At 68.8% G+C, this 21,365-nt stretch carries 21 protein-coding genes; 6 read left to right on the top strand and 15 right to left on the bottom strand.

Going from position 1 to position 21,365, the window contains the following annotated elements:
* Positions 1 to 3 precede the first annotated feature (3 nt).
* From ACMGFE_RS00175 to ACMGFE_RS00160, 4 genes are all read right to left on the bottom strand, one after another.
* Complete coding sequence (locus tag ACMGFE_RS00175) at positions 4 to 498, bottom strand: TRAM domain-containing protein (RefSeq protein ID WP_436922914.1); 495 nt, start codon at positions 496 to 498, stop codon at positions 4 to 6.
* Between the two features lie 128 nt (positions 499 to 626).
* Positions 627 to 1,844 carry an AGE family epimerase/isomerase gene (locus tag ACMGFE_RS00170; protein ID WP_436922913.1) on the bottom strand — a complete coding sequence of 406 codons (1,218 nt, stop codon included), beginning with the start codon at positions 1,842 to 1,844 and terminating at the stop codon, positions 627 to 629.
* Positions 1,845 to 1,935: 91 nt separating this feature from the next.
* The gene (locus tag ACMGFE_RS00165) at positions 1,936 to 2,124 is read right to left on the bottom strand and encodes a hypothetical protein (protein ID WP_436922912.1); all 189 of its coding nucleotides are present in this window, start codon (positions 2,122 to 2,124) and stop codon (positions 1,936 to 1,938) included.
* 100 nt (positions 2,125 to 2,224) lie between these two features.
* A complete protein-coding gene (locus tag ACMGFE_RS00160; RefSeq protein WP_436922911.1) occupies positions 2,225 to 2,458 on the bottom strand; it encodes a DUF2249 domain-containing protein in 234 nt (77 codons plus the stop codon).
* A gap of 155 nt (positions 2,459 to 2,613) precedes the next feature.
* Here ACMGFE_RS00160 and ACMGFE_RS00155 point away from each other — a divergent pair, with 155 nt between their 5' ends.
* The 3 genes from ACMGFE_RS00155 to ACMGFE_RS00145 all read left to right on the top strand — a co-directional run bounded on the left by ACMGFE_RS00155 (position 2,614) and on the right by ACMGFE_RS00145 (position 5,022).
* The gene (locus ACMGFE_RS00155; RefSeq protein ID WP_436922910.1) at positions 2,614 to 2,994 is read left to right on the top strand and encodes a putative zinc-binding protein; all 381 of its coding nucleotides are present in this window, start codon (positions 2,614 to 2,616) and stop codon (positions 2,992 to 2,994) included.
* Between the two features lie 271 nt (positions 2,995 to 3,265).
* A complete protein-coding gene (locus ACMGFE_RS00150) occupies positions 3,266 to 4,732 on the top strand; it encodes a lamin tail domain-containing protein (RefSeq protein WP_436922909.1) in 1,467 nt (488 codons plus the stop codon).
* Complete coding sequence (locus ACMGFE_RS00145; protein ID WP_436922908.1) at positions 4,729 to 5,022, top strand: DUF3006 domain-containing protein; 294 nt, start codon at positions 4,729 to 4,731, stop codon at positions 5,020 to 5,022. Before ACMGFE_RS00150 ends, ACMGFE_RS00145 begins: the two co-directional genes overlap by 4 nt.
* Before the next feature lie 82 nt (positions 5,023 to 5,104).
* Here ACMGFE_RS00145 and ACMGFE_RS00140 read toward each other — a convergent pair whose 3' ends face one another.
* From ACMGFE_RS00140 to ACMGFE_RS00130, 3 genes are all read right to left on the bottom strand, one after another.
* Positions 5,105 to 6,028: a 2-dehydropantoate 2-reductase gene (locus tag ACMGFE_RS00140; protein WP_436922907.1), complete on the bottom strand. Its 924-nt coding sequence runs from the start codon at positions 6,026 to 6,028 to the stop codon at positions 5,105 to 5,107.
* Between the two features lie 156 nt (positions 6,029 to 6,184).
* Positions 6,185 to 7,363 carry a DUF763 domain-containing protein gene (locus ACMGFE_RS00135; protein WP_436922906.1) on the bottom strand — a complete coding sequence of 393 codons (1,179 nt, stop codon included), beginning with the start codon at positions 7,361 to 7,363 and terminating at the stop codon, positions 6,185 to 6,187.
* Positions 7,364 to 7,526: 163 nt separating this feature from the next.
* Entirely contained in the window at positions 7,527 to 8,978 is a 1,452-nt protein-coding gene (locus tag ACMGFE_RS00130) for an NAD(P)H-hydrate dehydratase (RefSeq protein ID WP_436922905.1), read from the bottom strand.
* A gap of 224 nt (positions 8,979 to 9,202) precedes the next feature.
* On the opposite strand from ACMGFE_RS00130, the gene ACMGFE_RS00125 reads away from it, so the two are divergent.
* Positions 9,203 to 9,379: a hypothetical protein gene (locus ACMGFE_RS00125; RefSeq protein WP_436922904.1), complete on the top strand. Its 177-nt coding sequence runs from the start codon at positions 9,203 to 9,205 to the stop codon at positions 9,377 to 9,379.
* Between the two features lie 292 nt (positions 9,380 to 9,671).
* Here the strand turns inward: ACMGFE_RS00125 and ACMGFE_RS00120 are convergent, their stop codons facing one another.
* The 6 genes from ACMGFE_RS00120 to ACMGFE_RS00095 form a co-directional block, all read right to left on the bottom strand.
* Positions 9,672 to 10,874 (bottom strand): sensor histidine kinase, encoded by a 1,203-nt coding sequence (locus ACMGFE_RS00120; RefSeq protein WP_436922903.1) that lies wholly within the window; start codon positions 10,872 to 10,874, stop codon positions 9,672 to 9,674.
* A gap of 108 nt (positions 10,875 to 10,982) precedes the next feature.
* Positions 10,983 to 12,278, bottom strand: coding sequence for a glutamate dehydrogenase GdhB (gene gdhB, locus ACMGFE_RS00115; protein ID WP_436922902.1), 1,296 nt, complete (start codon positions 12,276 to 12,278; stop codon positions 10,983 to 10,985).
* 21 nt (positions 12,279 to 12,299) lie between these two features.
* Entirely contained in the window at positions 12,300 to 12,455 is a 156-nt protein-coding gene (locus tag ACMGFE_RS00110; protein WP_436925129.1) for a rubrerythrin-like domain-containing protein, read from the bottom strand.
* Between the two features lie 178 nt (positions 12,456 to 12,633).
* Positions 12,634 to 14,718 (bottom strand): RecQ family ATP-dependent DNA helicase, encoded by a 2,085-nt coding sequence (locus ACMGFE_RS00105; protein WP_436922901.1) that lies wholly within the window; start codon positions 14,716 to 14,718, stop codon positions 12,634 to 12,636.
* 85 nt (positions 14,719 to 14,803) lie between these two features.
* On the bottom strand, positions 14,804 to 14,956 hold the full coding sequence (locus tag ACMGFE_RS00100; RefSeq protein ID WP_436922900.1) for a zinc-ribbon domain-containing protein: 153 nt from the start codon (positions 14,954 to 14,956) through the stop codon (positions 14,804 to 14,806).
* Entirely contained in the window at positions 14,953 to 15,108 is a 156-nt protein-coding gene (locus ACMGFE_RS00095; RefSeq protein ID WP_436922899.1) for a DUF7837 family putative zinc-binding protein, read from the bottom strand. Before ACMGFE_RS00095 ends, ACMGFE_RS00100 begins: the two co-directional genes overlap by 4 nt.
* 550 nt (positions 15,109 to 15,658) lie before the next feature.
* Between ACMGFE_RS00095 and ACMGFE_RS00090 the strand changes: the two genes are divergently transcribed.
* The gene (locus ACMGFE_RS00090; protein ID WP_436922898.1) at positions 15,659 to 16,114 is read left to right on the top strand and encodes a response regulator; all 456 of its coding nucleotides are present in this window, start codon (positions 15,659 to 15,661) and stop codon (positions 16,112 to 16,114) included.
* Positions 16,115 to 16,254: 140 nt separating this feature from the next.
* On the opposite strand, the gene ACMGFE_RS00085 is transcribed toward ACMGFE_RS00090, so the two are convergent.
* Both ACMGFE_RS00085 and ACMGFE_RS00080 read right to left on the bottom strand, forming a co-directional pair.
* Positions 16,255 to 17,442: a pyridoxal-phosphate-dependent aminotransferase family protein gene (locus ACMGFE_RS00085; RefSeq protein WP_436922897.1), complete on the bottom strand. Its 1,188-nt coding sequence runs from the start codon at positions 17,440 to 17,442 to the stop codon at positions 16,255 to 16,257.
* 73 nt (positions 17,443 to 17,515) lie between these two features.
* The gene (locus ACMGFE_RS00080) at positions 17,516 to 20,491 is read right to left on the bottom strand and encodes an FAD-binding and (Fe-S)-binding domain-containing protein (RefSeq protein ID WP_436922896.1); all 2,976 of its coding nucleotides are present in this window, start codon (positions 20,489 to 20,491) and stop codon (positions 17,516 to 17,518) included.
* 443 nt (positions 20,492 to 20,934) lie between these two features.
* Between ACMGFE_RS00080 and ACMGFE_RS00075 the strand changes: the two genes are divergently transcribed.
* Positions 20,935 to 21,225 (top strand): PadR family transcriptional regulator, encoded by a 291-nt coding sequence (locus ACMGFE_RS00075; RefSeq protein WP_436922895.1) that lies wholly within the window; start codon positions 20,935 to 20,937, stop codon positions 21,223 to 21,225.
* Positions 21,226 to 21,365 lie beyond the last annotated feature (140 nt).

Here is a 21,365-nt window from a genome sequence, read left to right as displayed (position 1 = left end):
GCCTCACTCGTAGTAACTCAGGCGCTCGACGACCTCGGCGAAGGCGACGTTCTCCCGTACGTCCGTGATCTCGACGGCGACGCGCTCGCCCTGTTCGGTGTCGGGCACGATGACGACGAACCCGCGCTCGACGCGCGTGATGCCGTCGCCCTGCTCGCCGATGTCCTCGATCTCGACGCGGCGGGACTCCCCCTCCTCGACCGGCGGCCGCTGGCGGCCGCGGTCCCGGCTCCCGTTCGTCGACCGGTCGGCGTCGTCCCCGCCGCTCGCACGGTCCCCGTTCTCCTTCGGCGACGAACCCGATCGCTGGGTCCCGCTCGTCGCCTGTTGCTCGTCGCCGCCCGTGCTGGGCGACGGTACCAGTGCCACGCGATACGTCCCGTCCGGGTCGATCCCGCCGCGCCTGATCTCCCGCTTGGGCACCTCGACGACGTAGGATCCGTCTCGTTCCTCTACCCGCGCGGAGAAAAGACAGCGGAGTTGATCGGAGATCTCCATTCGTAGCTCTGTCTCGCACGCAGGCCCCGGGACCACTTGGTTCTATCGAGCCAGCGTCGACAGCGCTGCACCCGCGACTCGGCAGTGTTCAGCGCCTGGAGCCGACCAGCCGCCAGCTCGGGTCGCTGTCAGCGGTTCGTCGTCCGCAGCACGTCGGCGCAGGCGGCGAGCGGGTGATAGCCGGTCTTGACCTCCGGCGAGGCGTCGAGTGCCTCGTCGTCGATCTCGTTGTCGGGGGTCAGCCTGAAGTACCAGTTGCCGTATTTGGGGTTGACCACGTTGTCCATCGCGTAGTCCCAGATCCGGTCGTACCACGTCCAGTACTCGTCGTCGCCGGTCGCCGCTGCGAGGCGCGCCGCGGCGGCGAACCCCTCGGCGAGCGGCCAGTAGTACTTCTCCGCGGCGATGGGGTCGCCCTCGCGGTCGAAGTTGTAGACGAACCCGCCGCGCTCGTCCCAGCCCCGTTCGACCGCCGCGTCGAAGAAGCGCTCGGCGCGCGGGAGCAGCCAGTCGGCGTCGACGTGCTCGTCGAGGTGACAGAGCAGTTTCGCCCACTCGAGGAGATGACCCGGCTGGTAGCCCCACGGGCGAAACAGGTGGGTCGGCTGGTCGCGGTTGTACTCCCAGTCGTGCTCCCAGTCCGCGGTGTAGTGCTCCCACAGCAGGCCGTCACCGTCGTCGGCCAGTTCGAGCGCCAGTCGCTCGGCTATCGCGTAGGCGCGGTCGAGGGACTCCTCGTCGCCGGTGGCCTCGTGGGCGGCGATGAACGCCTCGCACATGTGCATGTTCGCGTTCTGGCCGCGGTAGGTCTCGGTCTCCTCCCAGTCGGCGTCGAGTTTCCCCTTGCAGAGGCCGTGCTCGGGTTCCCAGAAGTGCTCGTCGATGGTCTCGAACGTCTCCCGGACGTGCTCGCCCGCCCGCGGGATCTCGGCCTCGGCGGCCGTCGAGAGCGCGAACAGGACGAACGCGTGTCCGTAGGCCGTCCGCTCGGAGTCTTCGACCTCGCGCCCCGAGAGCAGCCACGGGTAGCCGCCGTCGTCGCGCCGATGGACGTCCAGTAGGAAGTCGACGCCGTGCTGGGCCGCCGAGTGACACCAGTCCGGCCCGCCGAGCCGTTTCCCCGTGGCGAAGTTGAAGACCAACCGCGCCGTCGAGACGACGAGTTTCGACTCGCCGTCGTAGACGTGGCCGTCGCGGTCGCTCAACTGAGAGATGTATCCGCCGAAGCGGTGATCGATGCAGTCGGGGTAGTAGAAGTTCAGCAGGCCGCGGACGTGTTGCCGGAGCCAGCGTTCGTCGCGGTAGATGCCGCCGCCCGGACCGGCCGTCCGATCGTCGCTCGACATGCTCGATGGGTTCGTCACACCGCCGGAAAGCGTTTACTTCCGTTCGCCCGCTCGACGGGTTCGGTCGCGGGACCGGCGGGCGCGCACGGCGTCAGTAGTCGCGCCAGCTGCGTTCGAGGGTCCACTCCAGCAGCGACTCGGCCTTCGAACGGTCGAACAGCGCCTCGTGACCCTCGAACTCGGCTCGGCGCTCGGCCCCGGGGAAGAACTCGTCGGCGAGCCGCGCGGTCGGGACGTCGGCGGTGGTGTCGCCGGCGACCGCGATCGTGGAGAGCGTCATCGTCCGTGACCTCGGAACGGCCGATACAAAACGGCGGGGGGGGGGAGACTGTCTGTCACAGACCTCGGTCTGGGGCGGGCTCGACCGCGCGACGGTCCGGTTACTTCTTGGGCAGCGTCGCGATGAACTCGTTCGGGCCGACGCGGTCGACGGTGTACTCGGCGGCGTCGAACGACTCGACTTCCGCGGCCATCTGGTGGTACAGCGGCGTCGGTTCGTGGTCGTTGACGAGCGTCAGCGCCTCGCCGCTCTCCAGCGCCTCGAAGGCCTCGAATATCTTCGGATGGCGTTTCGGTGGCGGCACCTCGCGCAGGTCGAGTTGCTGTTCGGCCATAGCGTCGGGACGGACGACTGTGACCGCCGAAGGGGTTCGTGCGAATACATTCGCCTGACTGCGAGGGTCGACGGACCCCGTCGTCCGGAGACGAGCCCGGAGGCGAACGACGTTCGGGACAATCACTTCCCGGGGCGGCCCGGTAGGGAGCGGCGATGACCGCCGACTACGACGACTTGCCGCTGGTGTACTCCTGTTCTGGGTGTTCGAGCGCGGCCCAGATGGCCAACGACCTCGCGGTCAGGCTCGACCGCGAACGCCTGGCGGAGATGTCCTGCATCGCGGGCGTCGGCGGGGACGTTGCCCCGCTCGTCGACACGGCGACCTCCGGCCGACCGACGGTCGTGATCGACGGCTGTCCGCTGGAGTGCGCGCGGACCTGCCTGGACGACCACGGCGTCACGCCCGACTACCACGTCAACCTCGCTGCGGAAGGCGTGGCCAAGGAGTACCACACCGACTACGACGACGAACAGGCCGAGCGGCTGTTCGACGACCTCGTCGAGGGGGTCGAACGCGTCGAGGCGACGAACTGATCCCCCCGAGGGAGGGGAATCCTGACGCGACGAAACGAATCCAACCGCGACGAGACGGATTCAGCCGTGACGGACGGCTCTGAGGCGGCGGACTGCCGTGACGCGGTGGCTGACCGTCGCGCTCGCTCCGGGCCGTCTCTCGCACCGACTCCGACCCAACTGTCCGGTACGCGTTCGGCTCGTAAGGCGGCGAACGCGGCAATCGACCCGTCCGGTGTAGGCGCCTACCGGGAAACAACCGTATTCCGACTCGCGTCCCTCCGATACGCGCGTGAGTCGCACCCGAGCGGTCGCGTCTGCCACCGTCGTTTTGCTCGTCGTCTCCGCGGGCTGTGTGGGTCTAGCCGAGTTCGACGAGTTCGCCTCCGGGAGCGAGGGCTCGACGTCGGGCGGGGCCGAGGCGACCGCCATCGACGCCCAGTCGGCCGCGACGCAGACGGCGACGGCCGGGTCGAACGGGACCCTCGAGGTTCACTTCATCAACGTCGGCCAGTCGGTCAGCACCCTGATCGTCGGGCCGACGAACGAGACGATGCTCGTCGATTCGGGTGATTTCACGGACGACGGCGAGGACGTCCTCGCGTACCTGCAACGGCACAATATCAGCCGGATCGACCGCCTCGTCGTCAGCCACGCCGACGCGGACCACATCGGCGGGAACGCCGCGATCATCGACTACTACGAGACCGAGGCCGACGGGATCGGCGCCGTCTACGACCCGGGCATCGCGGCGAGCACGCAGACCTACGAGGCGTACCTCGACGCCGTCGAGGCCCACAACGTCACGCTGTACGAGACGCGCGAGGGCGACCCGCTCCCGTTCGAGGGCGTCGGCGTCGAGGTCCTCGGGCCGCCCGAACCGTACCTGGAGAACGGCGACCGGAACGAGAACAGCATCGTCCTCCGGCTCGCGTACGGCCGGACCGGCTTCCTGCTGACCGGCGACGCGGAAGACGGCCAGGAGCGGTATCTCGTCGACACCTACGGCGAGCGCCTCCGGGCGACGGTGCTGAAGGCCGGCCACCACGGGAGCCGGAGCAGCACCGGCGAGGCGCTTCTCGACGCAGTCGAACCCAAAGCGGTCGTGATCTCCAGCGCGAACGGTTCGCAGTACGGCCACCCCAACGAGGAAGTGTTACGGCGCCTGGCCGACCGGTCGATTCCGGCGTACTGGACCGCCACGCACGGAAACGTCGTGCTCGTGAGCGACGGAGAACGGGTGACGGTGAGGACCCAGCAAGCGGCGCCGACGGACCCGCTCTCGCTCCGAAACGGGACGGCCATCGAACCGGGGGCGACCGACCCGGTCGCGCCCCGGGCGACGATCAACGGCTCGCTGAACACGACAGCGGAAACGCCCGTCGCCACGGACGGCGGCACGGAGACGGCGACGGAGATCCAGGCCGACCGGATCCGCGTCGACGAGATCCACGCCGACGCCGCGGGCGACGACCGCGAGAACCTGAACGACGAGTACGTGGTCTTCGAGAATCCCGGGTCCGAAGCGCTCGACCTGACGGGGTGGACCGTCGAGGACGAGGCTGGTCACACCTACGCGTTCCCGGACGGGTTCACGCTCGAACCCAACTCGACTGTCACGCTCCGCACGGGCAGCGGGACCGACTCCGAGAGCGACCTGTACTGGGGGTCCGGGAGTCCGATCTGGAACAACGGCGGCGACACCGTCATCGTGACAAACGCGGCGGGCGAAACAGTCCTCAGGGAGGAGTACTCGTGATCCCAGACGGGACCTACACCGCCGTCGTGGACCGCATCGAAGACGGGCTGGCGACCCTGCAACTGGAGGACGACGACGGCCCCGAGGAGTTCGTCGTCTACCCGGGCCAGCTCCCGGAGGCGGCTCGGCACGCGGACGCGGTGCTCCGCGTGGAACTCGCCGACGGGGAGCTCGCCGAGGTCGCCTACGACGAAGCGGAGACCGAGGCCCGTCGCGACCAGGCCCAGGACCGCTTCGACCGGCTATCGCGGCGACCGTCGCGCGAGGACGACACGGAGCAGGACGGATGACGACCGACCCGTGACGCCGGACTGATCGACGCCGCCGGCGAGTGGGACCGGTGGCCGGTAGCCCGGTCTGGAAGACCGTCGGTCACTCGCGACGTTCGTCCGCCCACGGGCGCAGAATCCCAGTGATCGCTTCGTTCATCGGGACGTCGACGCCCGCGTCCACGGCGTGGCGGACGACGGACCCGTTGAGCGCGTCGAGTTCCAGCCGCTTTCCGTGCGTGAGATCGTAGTGCAACGACGAGTACATCTCGGGGTCGAGGTCCCGTGCGAAGTCGACCCACTCCGCAGCGGTCTCGTCCGGGAGGTCGATACCCTCGGCCTGCGCGACGGCGACGACTTCCTCGACGATGCGACGGTACATCGCCCAGGAGTCCGGTGACTCCCGGATGCGACCGATCGGCTTCCGCGTCGCGGCCGTCATGCCGGAGTGGGCGCAGATGAACGCGAACTTCCGCCAGAGCTCGACGCGGATATCGTCGGCGAGCACCGCTTCGACCCCCTCGCACGCCGAGAGAGCGTCGTGGAGCGCCTCGATACGGTCCGTCCGGGAGCCGTCCAGTTCACCGTAGACGAACCGCGCCGGACCGCCCGTGTGCGCGACGACGCCCGGGGATTCGATGGTGGAGAAGATGTACGCGACGCCACCGACGACGTGGCCGTCGCCCACTTCCTCGGCGATCCACCGCTCGTTGTCGATACCGTTCTGGAAGGAGACGACCGTCGTCTCCGGACCGAGGAGCGGGTCGAGGTCGGCCGCCGCGTCGCGCGTGTCGTGGGCTTTCACCGTGAACAGGACGTGATCGACCGGGCCGACGTCGGCCGGGTCGTCCGTCGCCGGGAGGTCGACGGCGGTGTCGCCAGCGACGCTCTCGACGCGGAGCCCGTCGGTCTGGAGCGCCGCGAGGTGGTCGCCGCGAGCGACGAGGTGTACGTCGTGGCCGGCGTCCGCGAGTCTCGCTCCGAGGTACGCGCCGACGCCACCTGCACCGAAGATTGCGAACGTCATCCGGAGCGACTTCGGCCCCGGGACGGAAGAAGGTCACTCCGGGGGCCGGAGCGCGTGCCGAGCGGCGACGCCCCGTCCAATTCGTCGGCCAGTGGCGACGCGGTCGGGGCGAGGAGGGCCGCCGCCGCACGGGCGGACGACGGCGTCGGAGCCGACCTACTCGAGTTCCGCGAGGCGCTGGAGCGACTGCTGTTTCGTCTCGCGGTCGAGTTCGGCGCCGTCGAGCATCGACCGCATGTACTCGATGGACCGGTCGTAGCGCTCGCGCTCGACCGGCTGGGGCGTGCCGTCCTTGCCGCCGTGGGCGTAGGCGTACTTCGCCGGGTCCTCCCGGGAGCTCTCGGCGTCGTAGACCAGCTCCGCGATCAGCGCGAGCGCCCGGATCGACCCCGGCCCGATGCCGTCGAGTTCGACCAGTTCCTCGTAGCTGTCGGGCTGGTACTCGTAGGCCCGTCCGAGCTGGTCGAGCGCCCGCTCGGAGAGGTCGGCCTCCCTGAGTTCGTGATGGGCGGGCATCGTCAGGTCCGGGTCGCTCGCCAGCGAGGCGGCCGATCCGCTGGCGGTGCTCCCCCCACTGTCGCCCCCGCCGCTGCTCCCGTCACCGGTACCGCTCGGCGCGCCGGCGCCGAAGTCGGCGAGCGAGGTCTCTCCGCGGAGTTCGCGCTTGAGGTGGACCGGGTCGTCCTGCACGAGGTCGACGGAGACCTCGCGGGCCTCGGCCGACTCCTCCGCGGTGAGGTCGAGCGGGTCGCTCTCCCGGCCCTGTGAGCAGATCGCGGCCTGCGGTTCCTCGACGAAGCTGCTCACGTCGTCGGAGAGCCAGTGATACCGCCGCGCCGTCGAGTCGTTCATCCCCTGCTGGACGACGCACCACGACCCCGACTCGGCGATCGCCATCGTGTGGTGATACAGCGTGTAGGAGTCCTGCACGCAGGCGTTGTCGACGGTGGCGCTCATCCGCGACGTGTGTCGGAGGTCCTCGCGCGCTCCCGGCGGCAGTCCGAGCGGGCTCGCGTCGATCTCGTCGGGCGTCTCCAGGGAGGTCGCGCCCTTCCCGCCGACGATCGCGATCCCGTGGTCCTCGGCCGACAGTGCCTCCTTCAGTGCGCCCATGGTCGTCGTGGTGACGCCCGAGGAGTGCCAGTCGAAGCCGATGACGCAGCCCAGCGCCTGGAACCAGTAGGGGTCCGAGAGCCGGCGGAGGAGTTCCCCGTGTCCGTACTCCTCGATCACGGCCTCCGCGATGGCGCCACTGAGGTCGACCATCCGGTCGAACAGCCACGAGGGCGCCGACCCGGAGTGCAGCGGCAGGTCCGCGCTCGTGCGTCGAGCCATGTCGCGCGGTAGGGGCGCGGCGCCCAAGAGTCGGCGCCACGGAGCGGAAGTGAAATCACAGCGCGTCCGGGCGCTTACTCCGCGGCGCGTCCGGGCGCTTACTCCGCGGCGCGTCTGGGCGCGCTCACCGCGGAGAACCAGTCGCCACTCCCCGCACCGCTCGTCACCGATCCCGCGTCCCAGCCTGCCAGATCGTCGGCGAGATCTCGTCCAGTAGCTCCGAGGCGACGAACGTCTCGCCGACCCGGTCGGCGAGTCGCTCCCCCGCTCGCCCCTTCACGAAGGCGCCAGCGGTCGCGGCGTCGAGCGGCGGTGCGACGCCCAGGAACGCCGCCGTCAGCCCGGCGAAGACGTCGCCGGTCCCGCCGACGGTCAGACCCGGCGTCCCAGCACGGCAGATGCGGGTCTCCGTCCCGTCGGTCACGACAGTCTCGGCGCTCTTCACCGCGAGCGCGTGGCCCAGGTCGGCGGCGAACGACTCGATCTCCTCCGTCGACTCGCGGAGGTCGTCGACGGACGGTCCGCCGAGTTCCTCCAGTTCGTGCGTGTTCGGCGTCAGGACGAGCGTCGCGTCGGTCTCGACGGCCGGGACCGCCGGGATGGCGTCCGCGTCGACGACTGCTCGCCCGTCGAACGCCGAGAGGAACTCTTCGACGGCCGCCAGCGTCTCGTCGGCGTCCCCGAGTCCCGGCCCGAGGACGACCACGTCGTCGTAGTCCGTCGCCGTCTCGACCAGGTCGCCGACTTCTCCCGGTGTCAGGTACTCTCCCAGGTAGGGCTGGACGATCAGGTCCTCGGCGTACCCGCTGACGGGGTCGGTGACCGCCTCGGGGACGGCGAGGAAGGTCAGGTCGGCGCCGCCACGGAGTGCCGCCTGTGCGCTCAGCGCCGGGGCACCGGTGTAGGGGCCGCCGCCGATCACGAAGACCCTCCCGGAGTCGCCGTGGTCGCGGTCGGCTCGCACGTGCCCGCGTATCGGCCGGAGGTCGCCGGGGCCGGCGAACCGCTCGGCGGCCGACGGGATACCGACGTCGGCGACCGTGACGCCCGAACGAGCGTCGAGCCCGGGTTTCGTCGCGTGGAGGGCCACGACCCGGTCGGCGTCCACGACGGCACCGGGAGCCTCGCCCGTGTTTCCGTCCAGCCCCGACGGAACGTCGACGGCGACCACCGTCGCGTCGCAGTCGTCGACCGACTCGATCGCCGTCCGCTCGGGCTCGCCCGGCGCTGCGGCGCGATCCGGCCCGAGTATCCCGTCGACGACCACGTCCGCGGAGCCGAGGTCGAGAGTTCCCGGACACGGGACCGACCGCGCGTCGAGTTCCGACGCGACGACGGTCGCCCAGTCGTCGCGCGCGGTCGCCGTCGCGATCGATTCGGGACGACCCAGCAGCGAGACCGACGGCGCGAACTCGTCGACGTGGCGTGCGGCGGCGAGCGCGACGCCCCCGTTGGCCCCCCGTCCCGCGACGACCGCGACGGTCGCGTCCGCAGCGGCGCGCTCGCGCACCTCGCGCGCGACGGCGCTCCCGCCCGCTTCCGCCTGTTTGGTCGGCGAGACGCCGAGTGCGACCGCGTTCGCCTCGACGGCCCGCATCCGGTCAGCCGTAAGCATGCACTCGCTTCGGCCCCTCACGTAATCCGTGGCCGGGCGGATACTGCAGGCGGTCGCGACTCGAGAGCGGCCGCCCGCTGACCGGGCCACGGCCGATCCGCGGCACCGATCCGACCGCAGTCTGGCGGTATCACGGTTTGCGACGGCCCGGCACACGCTCCGGAAAATAGCAGGTGTTATTGTGTCTCACAGAGAGGACTGGGTGTCGGGTCGGTGGAACTCGCATGGAAGAGATCTTTAAACTGGAATACCACCCCGTCGACACCGCGCCGCGACGGCTCCGGATCCTCTTACTCCCGGGTGAAGACGACATCCACCGAGTCACCGAGGAGCTGGCGGACGGGACGTGGGAAGAGATCGACCGCGACCGGATCGAGTACTTCGAGTACTCCGACGAGTGAGCACCGCGCCGTTGCTCCGCCCGCTGGCGGTCGGGTCAGTCCACTGAGACGCCGCTGGTCGGGTTCTCGCGGCGCTGTTCGATCGGAAACCGCGAGGCCCGAAGTGGGCCCCGCGAGACAGCAGTGGGTTCGGGTGTGGTGGGTGTGGGAGTTCGAGAACTCCCGAACGAAGTGGATGGCTTCGTTGTCCGTGTGTGCGGACACGTCCATCTGCGGGTCATCGCGCCATAAGCTTTGTCCACCAGGGAGGGGCTATATGACGCACCACCGCCCGCCTTCCGGACCGACGCCCTCACTCGCTCGCAGTGCCGCTCGCTGTCTGATTCGGCGACTCCCGCTCGGGCTCGACTGGACGCGTGTCTGGCTCGATCCGCGGCAGTTCGACACGGAAGACGCTCCCGTCCTCGCCCGTCTCGGCTAGTTCGACCGTTCCGCCGTACTGCTCGGCCAGTTCACCGATGAGAAACAGGCCCAGCCCGTGGTCGGTCGCGAACGAGTCCGGCCGGGTGAACAGTTCCTGGACGCGATCCTCGGTGATCCCCTCGCCGTTGTCGGCGACTTCGACCGTGACCTGCTCCTCCGAACGAGTCACCGACACGCGGACCCTCGGCGCGTCGCTGTCGTTGTGTTCGACCGCGTTCGCCAGCAGGTTCCCGAACACGTGCTTCAGCAGCGAGTTCGCTCGCACGTGCGCCTCGTCGGGAATCGATTCGACGACCTCGATCCGCTCGCCTCTGTCCTCGATCTTCTCGATCTCGCCCCGCAGCACCTCGCAGACGTCCACCGGTTCGAGTGGCGTCTCCTCGTGAGCCACCTTGATCAGCAAGCGGATGTCGGTGATCACCTCCGTGAGGTCCTCACTCCGGCAGTAGATGGTCTCGCTGTGGGCGTGGACGTCGCCGTCGGGGTCGGCCCCTTCCATCAGTAACTTCGCGTGCCCGCTGATGATCTGGATCGTGTTGAGCCCCTCGTGGCGGAGGAAGCTGTTGAGATAGTTGAGGAGGTCACGCTGTCTGGCCAGGTGTTCCGTTCGGCTCCTCGCGAGTTCGGCTTCGACCGAGTTCTGGACGGCCCTCGCCTCTGAGACGCCGATCACGAGGCCGAGGCCGGCCCCGACGGCGACGCTCCAGCGGACCCACCCGACGAACATCGCGAGCGAAGCGACCCCGATGACCGCGATGAGCAGGAGGTTGAACGCGAGCGACAGCGCCGCCCCCCGGAGGAGCCACTGCAGTATCCGCGGGTACCTGTCCGCGTCGAGTCCGCTCTGCGGGAGCCGGGCGCCGGCGTACCAGATCCCGGCGACGAACGGGACTGTCGTGAGAACTCCGACCAGGAACTCGCCCTGAAAGACCAGCGTCTCGCCGTTCGAGCCGACTAACGGACCGAACGTGCGGAGCACGATCTCACAGATGGTAGCTCCCGCGAGCACGACCGCGATCCCCACGAGATACCGCGGAATCCGGTCTCGTTCGACTCGTGCCGACGGGTTCACAGTGTACTACACAGCGAAGGTGATTAAATAATCACGGGCCCGATTGTTGGAATGCAGACCGCCGATTCGCTTCTCGCGCGTCACCGGTAGCGCCGTTCCGACGGAGGATCACGGCCAGAGACCGCGGCTCCCGTGCGCTTCGGCGATCCGCGACAGTGCGACGATGTACGCCCCGTCGCGCCACGACACGTCGTGGGTCTCGACCTCCTGACGGACGGCGTCCCACGCGGCGAGCATCTCGGTCTCGAGTTCCTCGTTGACTCGTTCGCGCGACCACGCCCGCCGGTTGATGTCCTGGAGCCACTCGAAGTAGCTGACCGTCACGCCGCCCGCGTTGGCCAGGATGTCCGGGATCACTCGCACGCCGCGGTCGTCGAGGATCGAGTCCGCGGTGAACGTGGTGGGGCCGTTGGCCCCCTCTACGATCAGGTCGGCCTGGACGTCGGCGACGTTGTCCTCCGTGATGACGTTCCCGACCGCCGCGGGGACGAGGAGGTCGACGTCGAGTTCGAGGACGGCCTCGTTGCTGATCGTCTCGTCGGCGTCGGTGGTCACGGCCTCGGGCTCTTCGTCGTGGGACGGGATCGCTCGCGTGTCGAGGCCGCCGGGATCGTAGGCGGCACCGTTCACGTCGCTCACGGCGACCACCGTCGCGCCCCAGTCGTCGAGCAGGCGCGCCGCGTTCGCGCCCACGCTCCCGAAGCCCTGGACTGCGACAGTGGCGTCCTCGAGCGGGTAGTCGTAGTACTCGAGGACTTCCCGGCTGATGATGGCCACGCTGCGGCCGGGCGCTTCCTCGCGGCCCTTGCTCCCGCCGATGACTGGCGGTTTCCCGGTCACGACCCCGGGGGTGGTCTCGGCTTCCTGGACGCTGTAGGCGTCCATGATCCACGCCATCGTCTGGGCGCCGGTCCCCATGTCTGGCGCCGGAATGTCCGTCATCGGTCCGATGATGTTGCGGATCTCGTTGGCGAACCGGCGCGTCAGCCGCTCGGTTTCGGCGGCGCTCAGATCTTTCGGATCGACCACGATCCCGCCCTTCGCGCCGCCGAAGGGGATGTCCATCACCGCGCACTTCCAGGTCATCCACATCGCCAGGCCGATGCACTCCTCGCGGGAGACCTCCGGGTGATACCGGAGACCGCCCTTGTACGGGCCGCGGACGCTGTCGTGCTGGGCGCGGAATCCCTGATACATCTCGACCGTGCCGTCGTCCCGTTCGAGCGGGATCGTCACCTCGTGAACGGCCGCGGGGTAGTTGAGTCGCTCGACGACGTTGGGGTCGACGTCGATGATCGACGCCGCCTGGTTGAGCTGGTGGCGCGCGGTCTCCAGGGCCGTCTCCGGTAGTTCGGTCGGCTGTGATTCCGTATCCTCCGCTGTCGCTGTCGTCTCTGAGACCATAATGTGAGTGAAGGCGGAGGGCTATTCGAGCGACTTCGCCCGGTTCTGGAAGTCGCCGCCGCAGTCACAGGCGCCCGGGTGCGAGTCCGATTCCACGATGTCGCCGCACTGCAGACACTCGTAATTCGACGCTTCGGTCGGGTCGTTCTCGTGTTCGACGTCCTGGCCGTGGGGCATGTCACCCGCTTGTAGCGCCACGGATAAATATTAATGGTAAGGAGAATATAATTGTGTATAAGGCCCGATCAACGTCGCCGCGGGTCAGCGGCGTCTCCAGCGTCTGGCCACTGGACAGTACCAGATTCGCTCGAAAGATCGGGTAGTAACGGCACCCTGTGAACTCACGCGCCGCCCGCTACCAACTGGTCCGCTCGGCCAGGGCGAACGGGTAGACGACGCCGCTGTCGCCGTCTCGAAGCGTCATCGCGGCCTCCGTGAGCGTCCAGCGTGTATCGACCGTCTCGTCGACCAGGAGGACCGGCTCGGATCGAACCGACTCCGTCACCTCGAAGACGCCCTCGACGTCCCATCGCTTCTGGTAGGAGTTCGCCAGTTCCCCGTCCGGGGCGGTCGGTTCGACCTTCCGGAGCGCCCCCGCGTAGGGGAGGCCGAGCCCGTCCGCGATCCGTTTCGCGAGATCCGTCACCCGGTCGGTCTCGGACAGCGACGGGACGGCCGTCACCCACGTCGGTGCGGGCGCCGGGTCCCAGACGTCCTCCACGTGTTCGACCGACGCGTCGACCAGCTCGTCGCTGTAGGCGCTCTCGCTCTCGTAGTCGTCGCGGACGAGTCCGCCGAGCCCGGGATCGCCGTACGTGCAGAGGACGCGGCCGTCCTCCGGCTTGCGGGACTCGGCGATCTTCGAGCGGCCGTCGCCGCGCTGGGGATCGTAGTACCGCGCCGAGATCTCGTCCCACGATTCGGCGCGATAGTGCTCGACGGCCGCCTCCACGAGGTCGTCGTCCCGAGGCGAGGCCGGCAGGAAGTCACCGGCGCAGTTCGCGCACCGACCGCACGGCGAGTTCAGCGACCCGTCGAGCACGTCGTCGACGAACTTCGTCAGGCAGGCGTCCGTCTCGACGAACTCCTGAATCTGGGCGAGCTCCTCCCAGCGGTGGTCCGTGATCGACTCGATGCGCTCGCGGTCGTCGGTCCAGTCTTTGCCCGTCCGCACGAACCCGTCGTCGACCCGGATCACGGCGTTGTCCACCTGCAGGATGTTCAGGCACTTCGAGGCGGCCTTCCACGAGACGTTCGCGCGTTTGAGGATCTCGTACTTGTACAGCGGTTCGTCGCTCGCGGCGACGGTCTCCAGGACGGTCTCGAAATCGGAGGGGTCGGGGAACGCCTGTTCGATGAAGAACTCGGCGACGTCGTCGTCTTCCTCGCCCGAGAGGACGACCGCGAACGCTTCGTCGAGGCCCCGCCCCGCGCGGCCGATCTCCTGGTAGTACCGGATGAGGTTCGGCGGGCGCTGGAAGTGGACGACCCAGCCGAGGTCGGGTTTGTTGAACCCCATCCCGAGGGCGTTCGTCGCCACCAGTCCGTCGACGTCGTTGGCCAGCAGCCGCTGTTCGAGTTCGCGCCGCCGGTCGCCGTCCATCCCGCCGTGATACGGCTCGACCGCGAGGCCGCGCTGGGCCAGCCAGTCCGCGACGATCTCCACGTCGTCGGTGGTAAGGCAATAGACGATCCCCGCCGAGGGGAGTTCCGGGAGGGTCTCCGCGAGCCAGGCGAGTCGCTCGGCCCGCGAGTCGATCTCGACGGTCTGGATGCGCAGCGACTCCCTGACGAGGTCGCCGCGGACGACCCGCAGGTCGGGCACCTGTTCGGTCACGTCCGCGACGACGCGGTCGTTCGCCGTCGCGGTCGTCGCCGCGACGGGGACGTGGTCCGGGAACTCCCGCAGGATCCGTTTGATCCGGCGGTAGTCCGGTCGGAAGTCGTGGCCCCAGTCGGAGATGCAGTGGGCCTCGTCGACGACGAGCAGGCCGAACTCCGCGTCCATCTCCAGCAGCACGTCCTCCCGGAACTCCTGGTTTGCGAGCCGTTCGGGCGAGATCAACAGGACGTCGCAGTCGCCGTCGACGACGCTCCGTTTGGCTTCGTCCCACTCGTCGGTGTTGTTCGAGTGGATCGTCCGGGCCTCCAGCCCCAGTTGCCGCTCCGCGTCCTGGATCTGGTTGTGCATCAGCGCCAGCAGCGGACTGACGATCAGCGTCGGCCCCTCGCCCCGCTCCCGCAGCAGTTTGGTCGCGATGAAGTAGACCGTGCTCTTGCCCCACCCGGTCCGCTGGACGAGCAACAGTCGTCCCTTCTCGTTGACCAGCCGGTCTATCGATTCCCACTGCTGAGGGCGGAACTCCGCGTCCGGACCGATGCTCCGTTCGAGGAGTCGTCGAGCCTGCGCTCGCGTCGCTGTACCGGAGTCCGAGTTCACACCCGTCTCCTACCCGCCGCGACCAATAACTGTTCTGTGCTCGATGCGAGCGAGGGCGGCGCTGTAGCTGCCTCCCGGTCGCCACTCAGAACTCGTACCGGCTGAAGTCCTCACTGCCGCACTCGGGACACGTCTCCGTCCCCTCGTCGAGCGACGTCCCGCATCGTCTGCACTCGACCACGACCGCGTTCGACGGGGTCAGCAGCCGCTTCACCCCGTCGAGGAGCGACCGGCTCATCGCGGATGGACCACTCCGCGACAGTCCGGACACTCGGCCCAGGCTTCTCGGTCGCCCGACTCGGTCTCGTACCTGATCAGGACGTGCCGAGCCAGCAAGTCCTCGTCGCAGACCGGGCAGACGCCGAGCCGTGACGATCCGTGCACAGTCATTCGTAGCCTCCCGCGAGAGCGGCCAGGGAACGTGAGTCGCTCCCTGCCATCGCTCTCACTGGTACGTTCGAGGGTCCGTCCCTACATAGAGGCCAGCCTACCGGAGTGAAAGTGAAACCGGTGCCCGAACCCCGTCTGGACGTGTCGTCGTCGACGATTCGACCGACGCGGTCGGGCCGGTACCGTTCGATCCCGAACCGCCTGATCAGGCTCTCGGGAAGCCGACTGTTCGCCGGTTGCCGTCGAGGTCGGCCCCGGCACGCCGCGGCCCTCGTCGCCACCCCGATGGTCGAATTCGCCGTCGCGAAGCGGGCCGGCAGTTCGGGTGAGATGCTGGCTACTGCGGCGTGGATCGGTCCGTCTCTCGACGCAGGTCCGGTTTCTCGTACGGCCGAGCGACGACGCCCCGGATTCGGTCGGTGGCGGCCCAGACGTCGTCGGTTGGGGTCCGGCGTCACCGCTCCGCGGGCGGGACCTCCCGAATCCAAATATCTTAGGGCGCATCCTTATTCGTCGAACCGAGTACTCTACAGCAACGAAACTCGCTACTGTGACGCTATCTACCGCACGCGACCGGAGTCGGACGCACGACCTCCTGCTTCTCGAACCGGAACCCGAGGAGGTCACACCGTTTGTCGACGCGTTCGAGGCCACAGAAACGACAGAGAGCGTCCACGTCGTCGATGACGGGGCCTCGGCGCTCGACTTCCTGCACCAGCGGGGCGAGTACGCCGACGCGCCGCGTCCGGATCTCATCCTCCTCGACCTCCACCTCTCGGATCCGGACGGGGTGGCTGTCCTCACGGAGCTGGACGACCGGCCGGAACTGCGGCAGATCCCGGTCCTCGTCGTGACGGCGTCCGCCGTTGCGGAAGACGTCGTCCAGGCCTACGAACTGCACGCGAACGCGTACGTGCAGAAACCGTCCGACCCAGCGTCGTTCGAGGCGCTCGCCGAAGCGATCGATCAGTTCTGGTTCCGAGTCGCGCATCTCCCACCGGCGTGAGGTGCAGTGGGGGCAGCGGGCGCGTCGAGCACGGGCCCGGACCGGGCGACGTTTCTGGCACGGGCCGGACCGGGTGACGCGTCGAGCACGTGCCCTGACGGAACCCTGATTACGGACCCTCGCGGAGCGGGCGGTATCGCCTACGCGCCGAACGCGTCGCTCATCGCCGCGAGGCCGGCGTCGACGTCGACGTCGGCGTCCCGGGAGGTCAAGACGTCGCCCAGTGCGGCGAGCAGGTAGCTCACGTTCTTCGGGCGCGCGGAGTAGCCCATGCACCCGATCCGCCAGACGTCGCCGGAGAGGGCGCCGAGGCCGCCGGCGATCTCGAGATCGTATTCGTCGAGCAACGAGGAGATGACCGCCCCGTCGTCGACGCCGTCGGGGACGCGCACGGCGTTGAGGCTCGGCAGCCAGTACTCGTCGGGAGCGTTCATCTCCAGGCCCATCGCCTCGACGCCGGCCTTGAGCGCGCCAGCGACGTCGCGATGGCGCTGCCAGCGATCCTCGATGCCCTCCTCGGCGACGAGGCGGAGCGCCTCGCGCATGGCGTAGACGTTCGTGATCGGGGCGGTGTGGTGGTAGGCCCGTTCCTCGCCCCAGTACCCCTCGAGCAGGGAGATGTCGAGGTACCACGACCGCGCCTGCTCCTCCCGGGAGAGCACCTTCTCCATCGCGCGGTCGTTGAGCGTGAGCGGGCTCGCGCCCGGCGGACAGGAGAGGCACTTCTGGGGCCCCGCGTAGGCGACGTCGACGTCCCACTCGTCGACGCGGAGTTCGACCCCGCCGAGCGAGGTGACGCAGTCGGCGATCACGTAGGCGCCGTGCTCGTGCGCGACCTCCGTCAGTTCCGGAACCGCCGGCTGGCGGACGCCCGTGCTCGTCTCGGCGTGGACGAAGCCGAACACGTCGGGCTCGTGCTCGCGGACGGCGGTCTCGACGTCGGCGACGGCCAGCGGTTCGCCCCACGGGGCGTCGACCTCGACGACCTCGCCGCCGGCGCGCTCGGCCATGCTGGCCATGCGGCCGCCGAAGTAGCCGTTGGTGGGGACGAGCATGGTGTCACCCGGTTCGACCACGTTGCCGATGGCGGCCTCCATCGCGGCCGACCCCGTCCCCGAGACGGGGATGGTCCACTCGTTGTCGGTCCGGAACGTGTAGCGCATGAGTTCCTGCACCTCGTTCATGATCTCGATGAACGAGGGGTCGAGGTGGCCCACGAGGGGCGTGCTCATCGCCCGGAGTACGCGCGGGTGGACGTCGCTCGGTCCGGGACCCATCAGCGTTCGGTCCGGCGGCGTCAGTTCGCCGACTGCTGGTGCGTCGGACATACCCTCCATCCCGGGCAGGAGGGCAAAAAGCTACGGGAGCGCCGACGCTGCTCCGCCGAACGCGGCGGGAGCGTCACTCGCCGAGGGCGGCCGCCAGCTTCTCGACCGGGTGCGGCGGCCGCTCGGCCCCCTGCCTGTCGCCCAGTTGCGTGCGACAGGATGCGCCCGGCGCGACGACCGTCTCGGCGGGACTGTCCTCGACCGTCTCGAAGAGGATCTCCCCGATGGCTCGCGAGAGGTCGTAGTGTTCGGCCTCGTAGCCGAACGACCCGGCCATGCCGCAACACCCCGTGTCCAGCGGGTCCACCTCGTAGCCCGCCCGGCGCAGGACGCCGACGGCGTGGTGGTCCCGGTTGAGCGCCTTCTGGTTGCAGTGGCCGTGGTACGCCAGTGACTCGTCGGGGGCGTCGAACTGGATCGCCTCGTCGAGTCGGTGCGTGTCGAGGAACTCGCAGACGCCGTAGCTGTTGGCGCTCACCGCTCCGACCGCGTCGCCGTCGAGCAGGTCCAGGTACTCGTCCTGGAACACGACGGCGTCGGAGGGTTCGACGGAGACGACCGACCAGCCCTCGGTGACGCGGGGCGCGAGCGCGTCGACGTTCCGTGCGGCGCGCTCGCGCGCCAGGTCGAGGAATCCCAGCGAGACGGCCGCCCGGCCGCTCGGCGCGAGTCCGTCCGGAACCGCGACGTGGACGTTCGCCGCCTCCAGCACCGCGACGGCGGCTTTGCCGATCTCGGGGTGGACGTAGTTCGTGTACGTGTCGGGAACGAGCGCGACGCGGTGGTCGGCGCCACCGGGGTCGACGCGCGACCCGCGTGCGGCGAACCACGATTCGAAGGACTGGCCGGCAAACTCGGGCAAGTCGCGCTCGGGGGCGACCCCGAGAAGCTTCGCCGCAACGGTTCGCGCGCCCGGCAGGCTCGGGGCGACGTTCGACACCGGCGCGAGCCGGCTCCCCAGCGACGCGAGGCGGTCGACGTTCGCGAACAGACGCTCGCGCAGGCTCGCGCCCTCCCGCTGGTGGTACTGGTGTTTGGTCTCGGCTTTGAGTTTCGCCAGGTCGACGCCCGTCGGGCAGTCGTTCAGACAGCCCTTGCAGCCGACGCAGAGGTCGAGCACCTCCCGCTGGAAGCGCTCGGAGTAGAGCTCGTCCCGGTCGAGTTCACCGCTGATGGCCGCGCGAAGCAAGTTCGCCCGCCCGCGCGTCGTCTCCGCCTCGTCTCTCGACGCGCGGTAGGTCGGACACATCGTGTCGGAGTCGGTCTGCCGGCAGGTCCCGCAGCCGTTGCACAGTTCGACCAGGTGGCTGTAGCCCCCCTCCTCGGCGAAGTCCAGTTCCGCGTTCGGCTCAACCGACTGGTAGTCGGCGCCGTAGCGCAGGTGCTCGCGCATGTCCGTCGGGTCGTCCTCGCGGTAGACGACCTTCCCCGGGTTCAACAGCCAGTCGGGGTCGAACGCCGTCTTCAGGTCGCGGAACGCCTCCCAGAGCTGCGGCCCGTACATCTTCGGATTGAACTCCGTGCGGGCCAGCCCGTCGCCGTGCTCGCCGGAGAACGACCCGTGGTACTCGGCGACGAGATCGGTCACGTCGTCGGCGATCGACCGCATCGCCTCGATGCCCTCCCCCTCCTTGAGGGTCAGGATCGGACGGATGTGCAGGGTCCCGCTCCCGGCGTGGGCGAAGTACGCGGCCGACGTGTCGTGGTCGTCGAGGATCGACTCGAAGCGCCCGACGTACTCGGCCAGGTCCGCGGGCGGGACCGTCGCGTCCTCGATGAACGGATAGGGTTTCGCGTCGCCCTCCAGGGACATCAGGAGGGGGATCGCGGCCTTCCGGAGCTTCCAGATGTCCGCCTGTGCGCTCTCGTCGTAGGCCTCGACGACGTCGAACGCGCGCCCCTGATCGCGAAAGCGCCGGTTCGTCTCGGCGACGGCGGCCCCGAGGTCGTCGTGGAGCTCGGAGTCGAACTCGAGGAGCAACGCCGCAGCCGCGCGTTCCGGGATCGGCTCGGCGTAGGCCGCGAACTCGCCCGACTCCCGGGCCAGGCGGAACACCTCGTCGTCCATCAGTTCGACGGCGCTGACGTCGAACTCGAGCGCCACGGGGACCGCCCGCATCGCGTCCAGCAGGTCGTCGAAGCAGTAGAGCGCGAGCGCCGTCGTTTCGGGCCGGCTCACCAGCGACACCGTCGCCTCGACGACGACGCCCAGCGTCCCCTCGGCGCCGACGAACAGCTTCGAGAGGTTGATCACCCGCTCGCCGGCGTCGTTCTCGTAGATCACGCGGTCGAGGTTGTACCCCGAGACGGTCCGCTTGAGGTCGGGGTAGCGGGCGTCGATCTCCTCCCGATTCGTCTCGACGAGTTCCCGGACAATCCGGTAGAGGTCGGCCTCGCGGTCGTCGTTCCCGACGATGTCGTCCCACTCCTCGCTATCGAGGACGACCTCCCGCGTGTGGATCAGCGACCCGTCCGCCAGGACGACGTCGAGCTCCTCGGTGTAGGCGTCGGTGATCCCGTAGCGCACGGAGTGGGCGCCCGTGGAGTTGTTCCCGATGCCGCCGCCGACGGTCGCGCGATTCGACGAGGCCGGGTCGGGCGCGAACTGCAGGCCGTGGTCGGCCAGTCGGTCGTCCAGGTCGTCCTGGACGACCCCCGGCTGGACCGTCGCCCGGCGCGCGTCGGGGTCGACGGAGACAACGCTGTCCATGTACTTCGAGCAGTCGAGGACCACGCACCCGGGGCCGACCGTCTGCCCGGCCAGCGAGGACCCGGCCCCGCGCGGGAGGACGGGGACGCCGTGGTCGCCCGCGAGACGGACGGTCTCCCGGACGTCGGCGACCGACCGGGGAACGACGACGCCGGCCGGGCGAGCCTGGTAGATACTGCCGTCGGTCGCGTAGAGGACCTGGCTGTACTCGTCGAAGCGGACCTCGCCCGCGACCGCGTCACGGAGGGCTCCTGCCAGGTCCGCGTACTCGTCGACGTCCGGGACGCGGTAGGGCTGGCCCGCCCTGAACGCCTGGAAGTCGTGGTCGTGTGTTGCCATTGCCTACCACACGGAACTCGAAGGCAAAAGTGATCTGCCCGGTTCGCCGGACGTCCCTCGGAATCCCGTCGGGGGGTCACGGTCGACTCAGTGCGAACCCGGCTCGGAGACCGGCGCCCTGCGTGACGATCCACTCGTCGCCACCCCGCTCTTCGAGGAGCAGCGTCGGCACGTGCCTGCACGTGTGGTCGGAATCGGTGGTCGCTCCGACCCTCGAGTTCGTGTATCGTCGAACGGGAATTCGGGAGAGAGACGCTAGCCGTCGTCGGATCGAAACTGGACCACTTTCGCTGTCGGTGCTCGCAGTCTCGGACGGCACTTCGAGATATCGTCATCTCTGATTTCACAGACGACGGCGAAACTGCACAGTCGTGGTTTCGCTGGGAATACACCGAAAACTCGACAGAATTAACTATCCGGCAGTCGTATCAGGAACTAGTTCAATGTACGACTTGACTGGGTTCCAGCGCGACCTGCTGTACGCGATCGCCGGCGACGACGAACCGCACGGCCTCGCGATCAAAGAAGAGCTCGAAGACTACTACGAGAAGGAGATCCACCACGGGCGGTTGTACCCGAACCTCGACACGCTCGTCGACAAGGGTCTCGTCGAGAAGGGCGAACGGGACCGGCGGACCAACTTTTACAGTCTCACCCGGCGCGGGCGCCGGGAGATCGAAGCCCGCCGAGACTGGGAGGCGCAGTACGTCGACGCGGACGGCGAGCCCGCGTAAGCGTCGTCGGACAGTCAACTCTCTCGTCTGATCGCCGTCGACGGCGAGGGACTCGACGGCTGGAAAGTCGTCCCTATCGGGCGACCTGCGACCACAGACGGAGCGGAATCCACGAATCCGCTGTAGCGTGGGGGCGGCCG

The sequence above is a fragment of the Halosimplex amylolyticum genome (assembly GCF_051414035.1).
GTDB lineage: Archaea > Halobacteriota > Halobacteria > Halobacteriales > Haloarculaceae > Halosimplex > Halosimplex amylolyticum.
The sequence above is the reverse complement of the archived record's forward strand: the minus strand, read 5'-3'. Positions and strand labels throughout refer to the sequence as shown.

Excerpts from the sequence above, each read along its gene's own strand:
- ACMGFE_RS00175 (WP_436922914.1), bottom strand. The coding sequence starts at position 498 with ATGGAGATCTCCGATCAACTCCGCTGTCTTTTCTCCGCGCGGGTAGAG.
- ACMGFE_RS00170 (WP_436922913.1), bottom strand. The coding sequence starts at position 1,844 with ATGTCGAGCGACGATCGGACGGCCGGTCCGGGCGGCGGCATCTACCGC.
- ACMGFE_RS00165 (WP_436922912.1), bottom strand. The coding sequence starts at position 2,124 with ATGACGCTCTCCACGATCGCGGTCGCCGGCGACACCACCGCCGACGTC.
- ACMGFE_RS00160 (WP_436922911.1), bottom strand. The coding sequence starts at position 2,458 with ATGGCCGAACAGCAACTCGACCTGCGCGAGGTGCCGCCACCGAAACGC.
- ACMGFE_RS00155 (WP_436922910.1), top strand. The coding sequence starts at position 2,614 with ATGACCGCCGACTACGACGACTTGCCGCTGGTGTACTCCTGTTCTGGG.
- ACMGFE_RS00140 (WP_436922907.1), bottom strand. The coding sequence starts at position 6,028 with ATGACGTTCGCAATCTTCGGTGCAGGTGGCGTCGGCGCGTACCTCGGA.
- ACMGFE_RS00135 (WP_436922906.1), bottom strand. The coding sequence starts at position 7,363 with ATGGCTCGACGCACGAGCGCGGACCTGCCGCTGCACTCCGGGTCGGCG.
- ACMGFE_RS00130 (WP_436922905.1), bottom strand. The coding sequence starts at position 8,978 with ATGCTTACGGCTGACCGGATGCGGGCCGTCGAGGCGAACGCGGTCGCA.
- ACMGFE_RS00125 (WP_436922904.1), top strand. The coding sequence starts at position 9,203 with ATGGAAGAGATCTTTAAACTGGAATACCACCCCGTCGACACCGCGCCG.
- gdhB (WP_436922902.1), bottom strand. The coding sequence starts at position 12,278 with ATGGTCTCAGAGACGACAGCGACAGCGGAGGATACGGAATCACAGCCG.
- ACMGFE_RS00110 (WP_436925129.1), bottom strand. The coding sequence starts at position 12,455 with ATGCCCCACGGCCAGGACGTCGAACACGAGAACGACCCGACCGAAGCG.
- ACMGFE_RS00100 (WP_436922900.1), bottom strand. The coding sequence starts at position 14,956 with ATGAGCCGGTCGCTCCTCGACGGGGTGAAGCGGCTGCTGACCCCGTCG.
- ACMGFE_RS00095 (WP_436922899.1), bottom strand. The coding sequence starts at position 15,108 with ATGACTGTGCACGGATCGTCACGGCTCGGCGTCTGCCCGGTCTGCGAC.
- ACMGFE_RS00085 (WP_436922897.1), bottom strand. The coding sequence starts at position 17,442 with ATGTCCGACGCACCAGCAGTCGGCGAACTGACGCCGCCGGACCGAACG.
- ACMGFE_RS00080 (WP_436922896.1), bottom strand. The coding sequence starts at position 20,491 with ATGGCAACACACGACCACGACTTCCAGGCGTTCAGGGCGGGCCAGCCC.
- ACMGFE_RS00075 (WP_436922895.1), top strand. The coding sequence starts at position 20,935 with ATGTACGACTTGACTGGGTTCCAGCGCGACCTGCTGTACGCGATCGCC.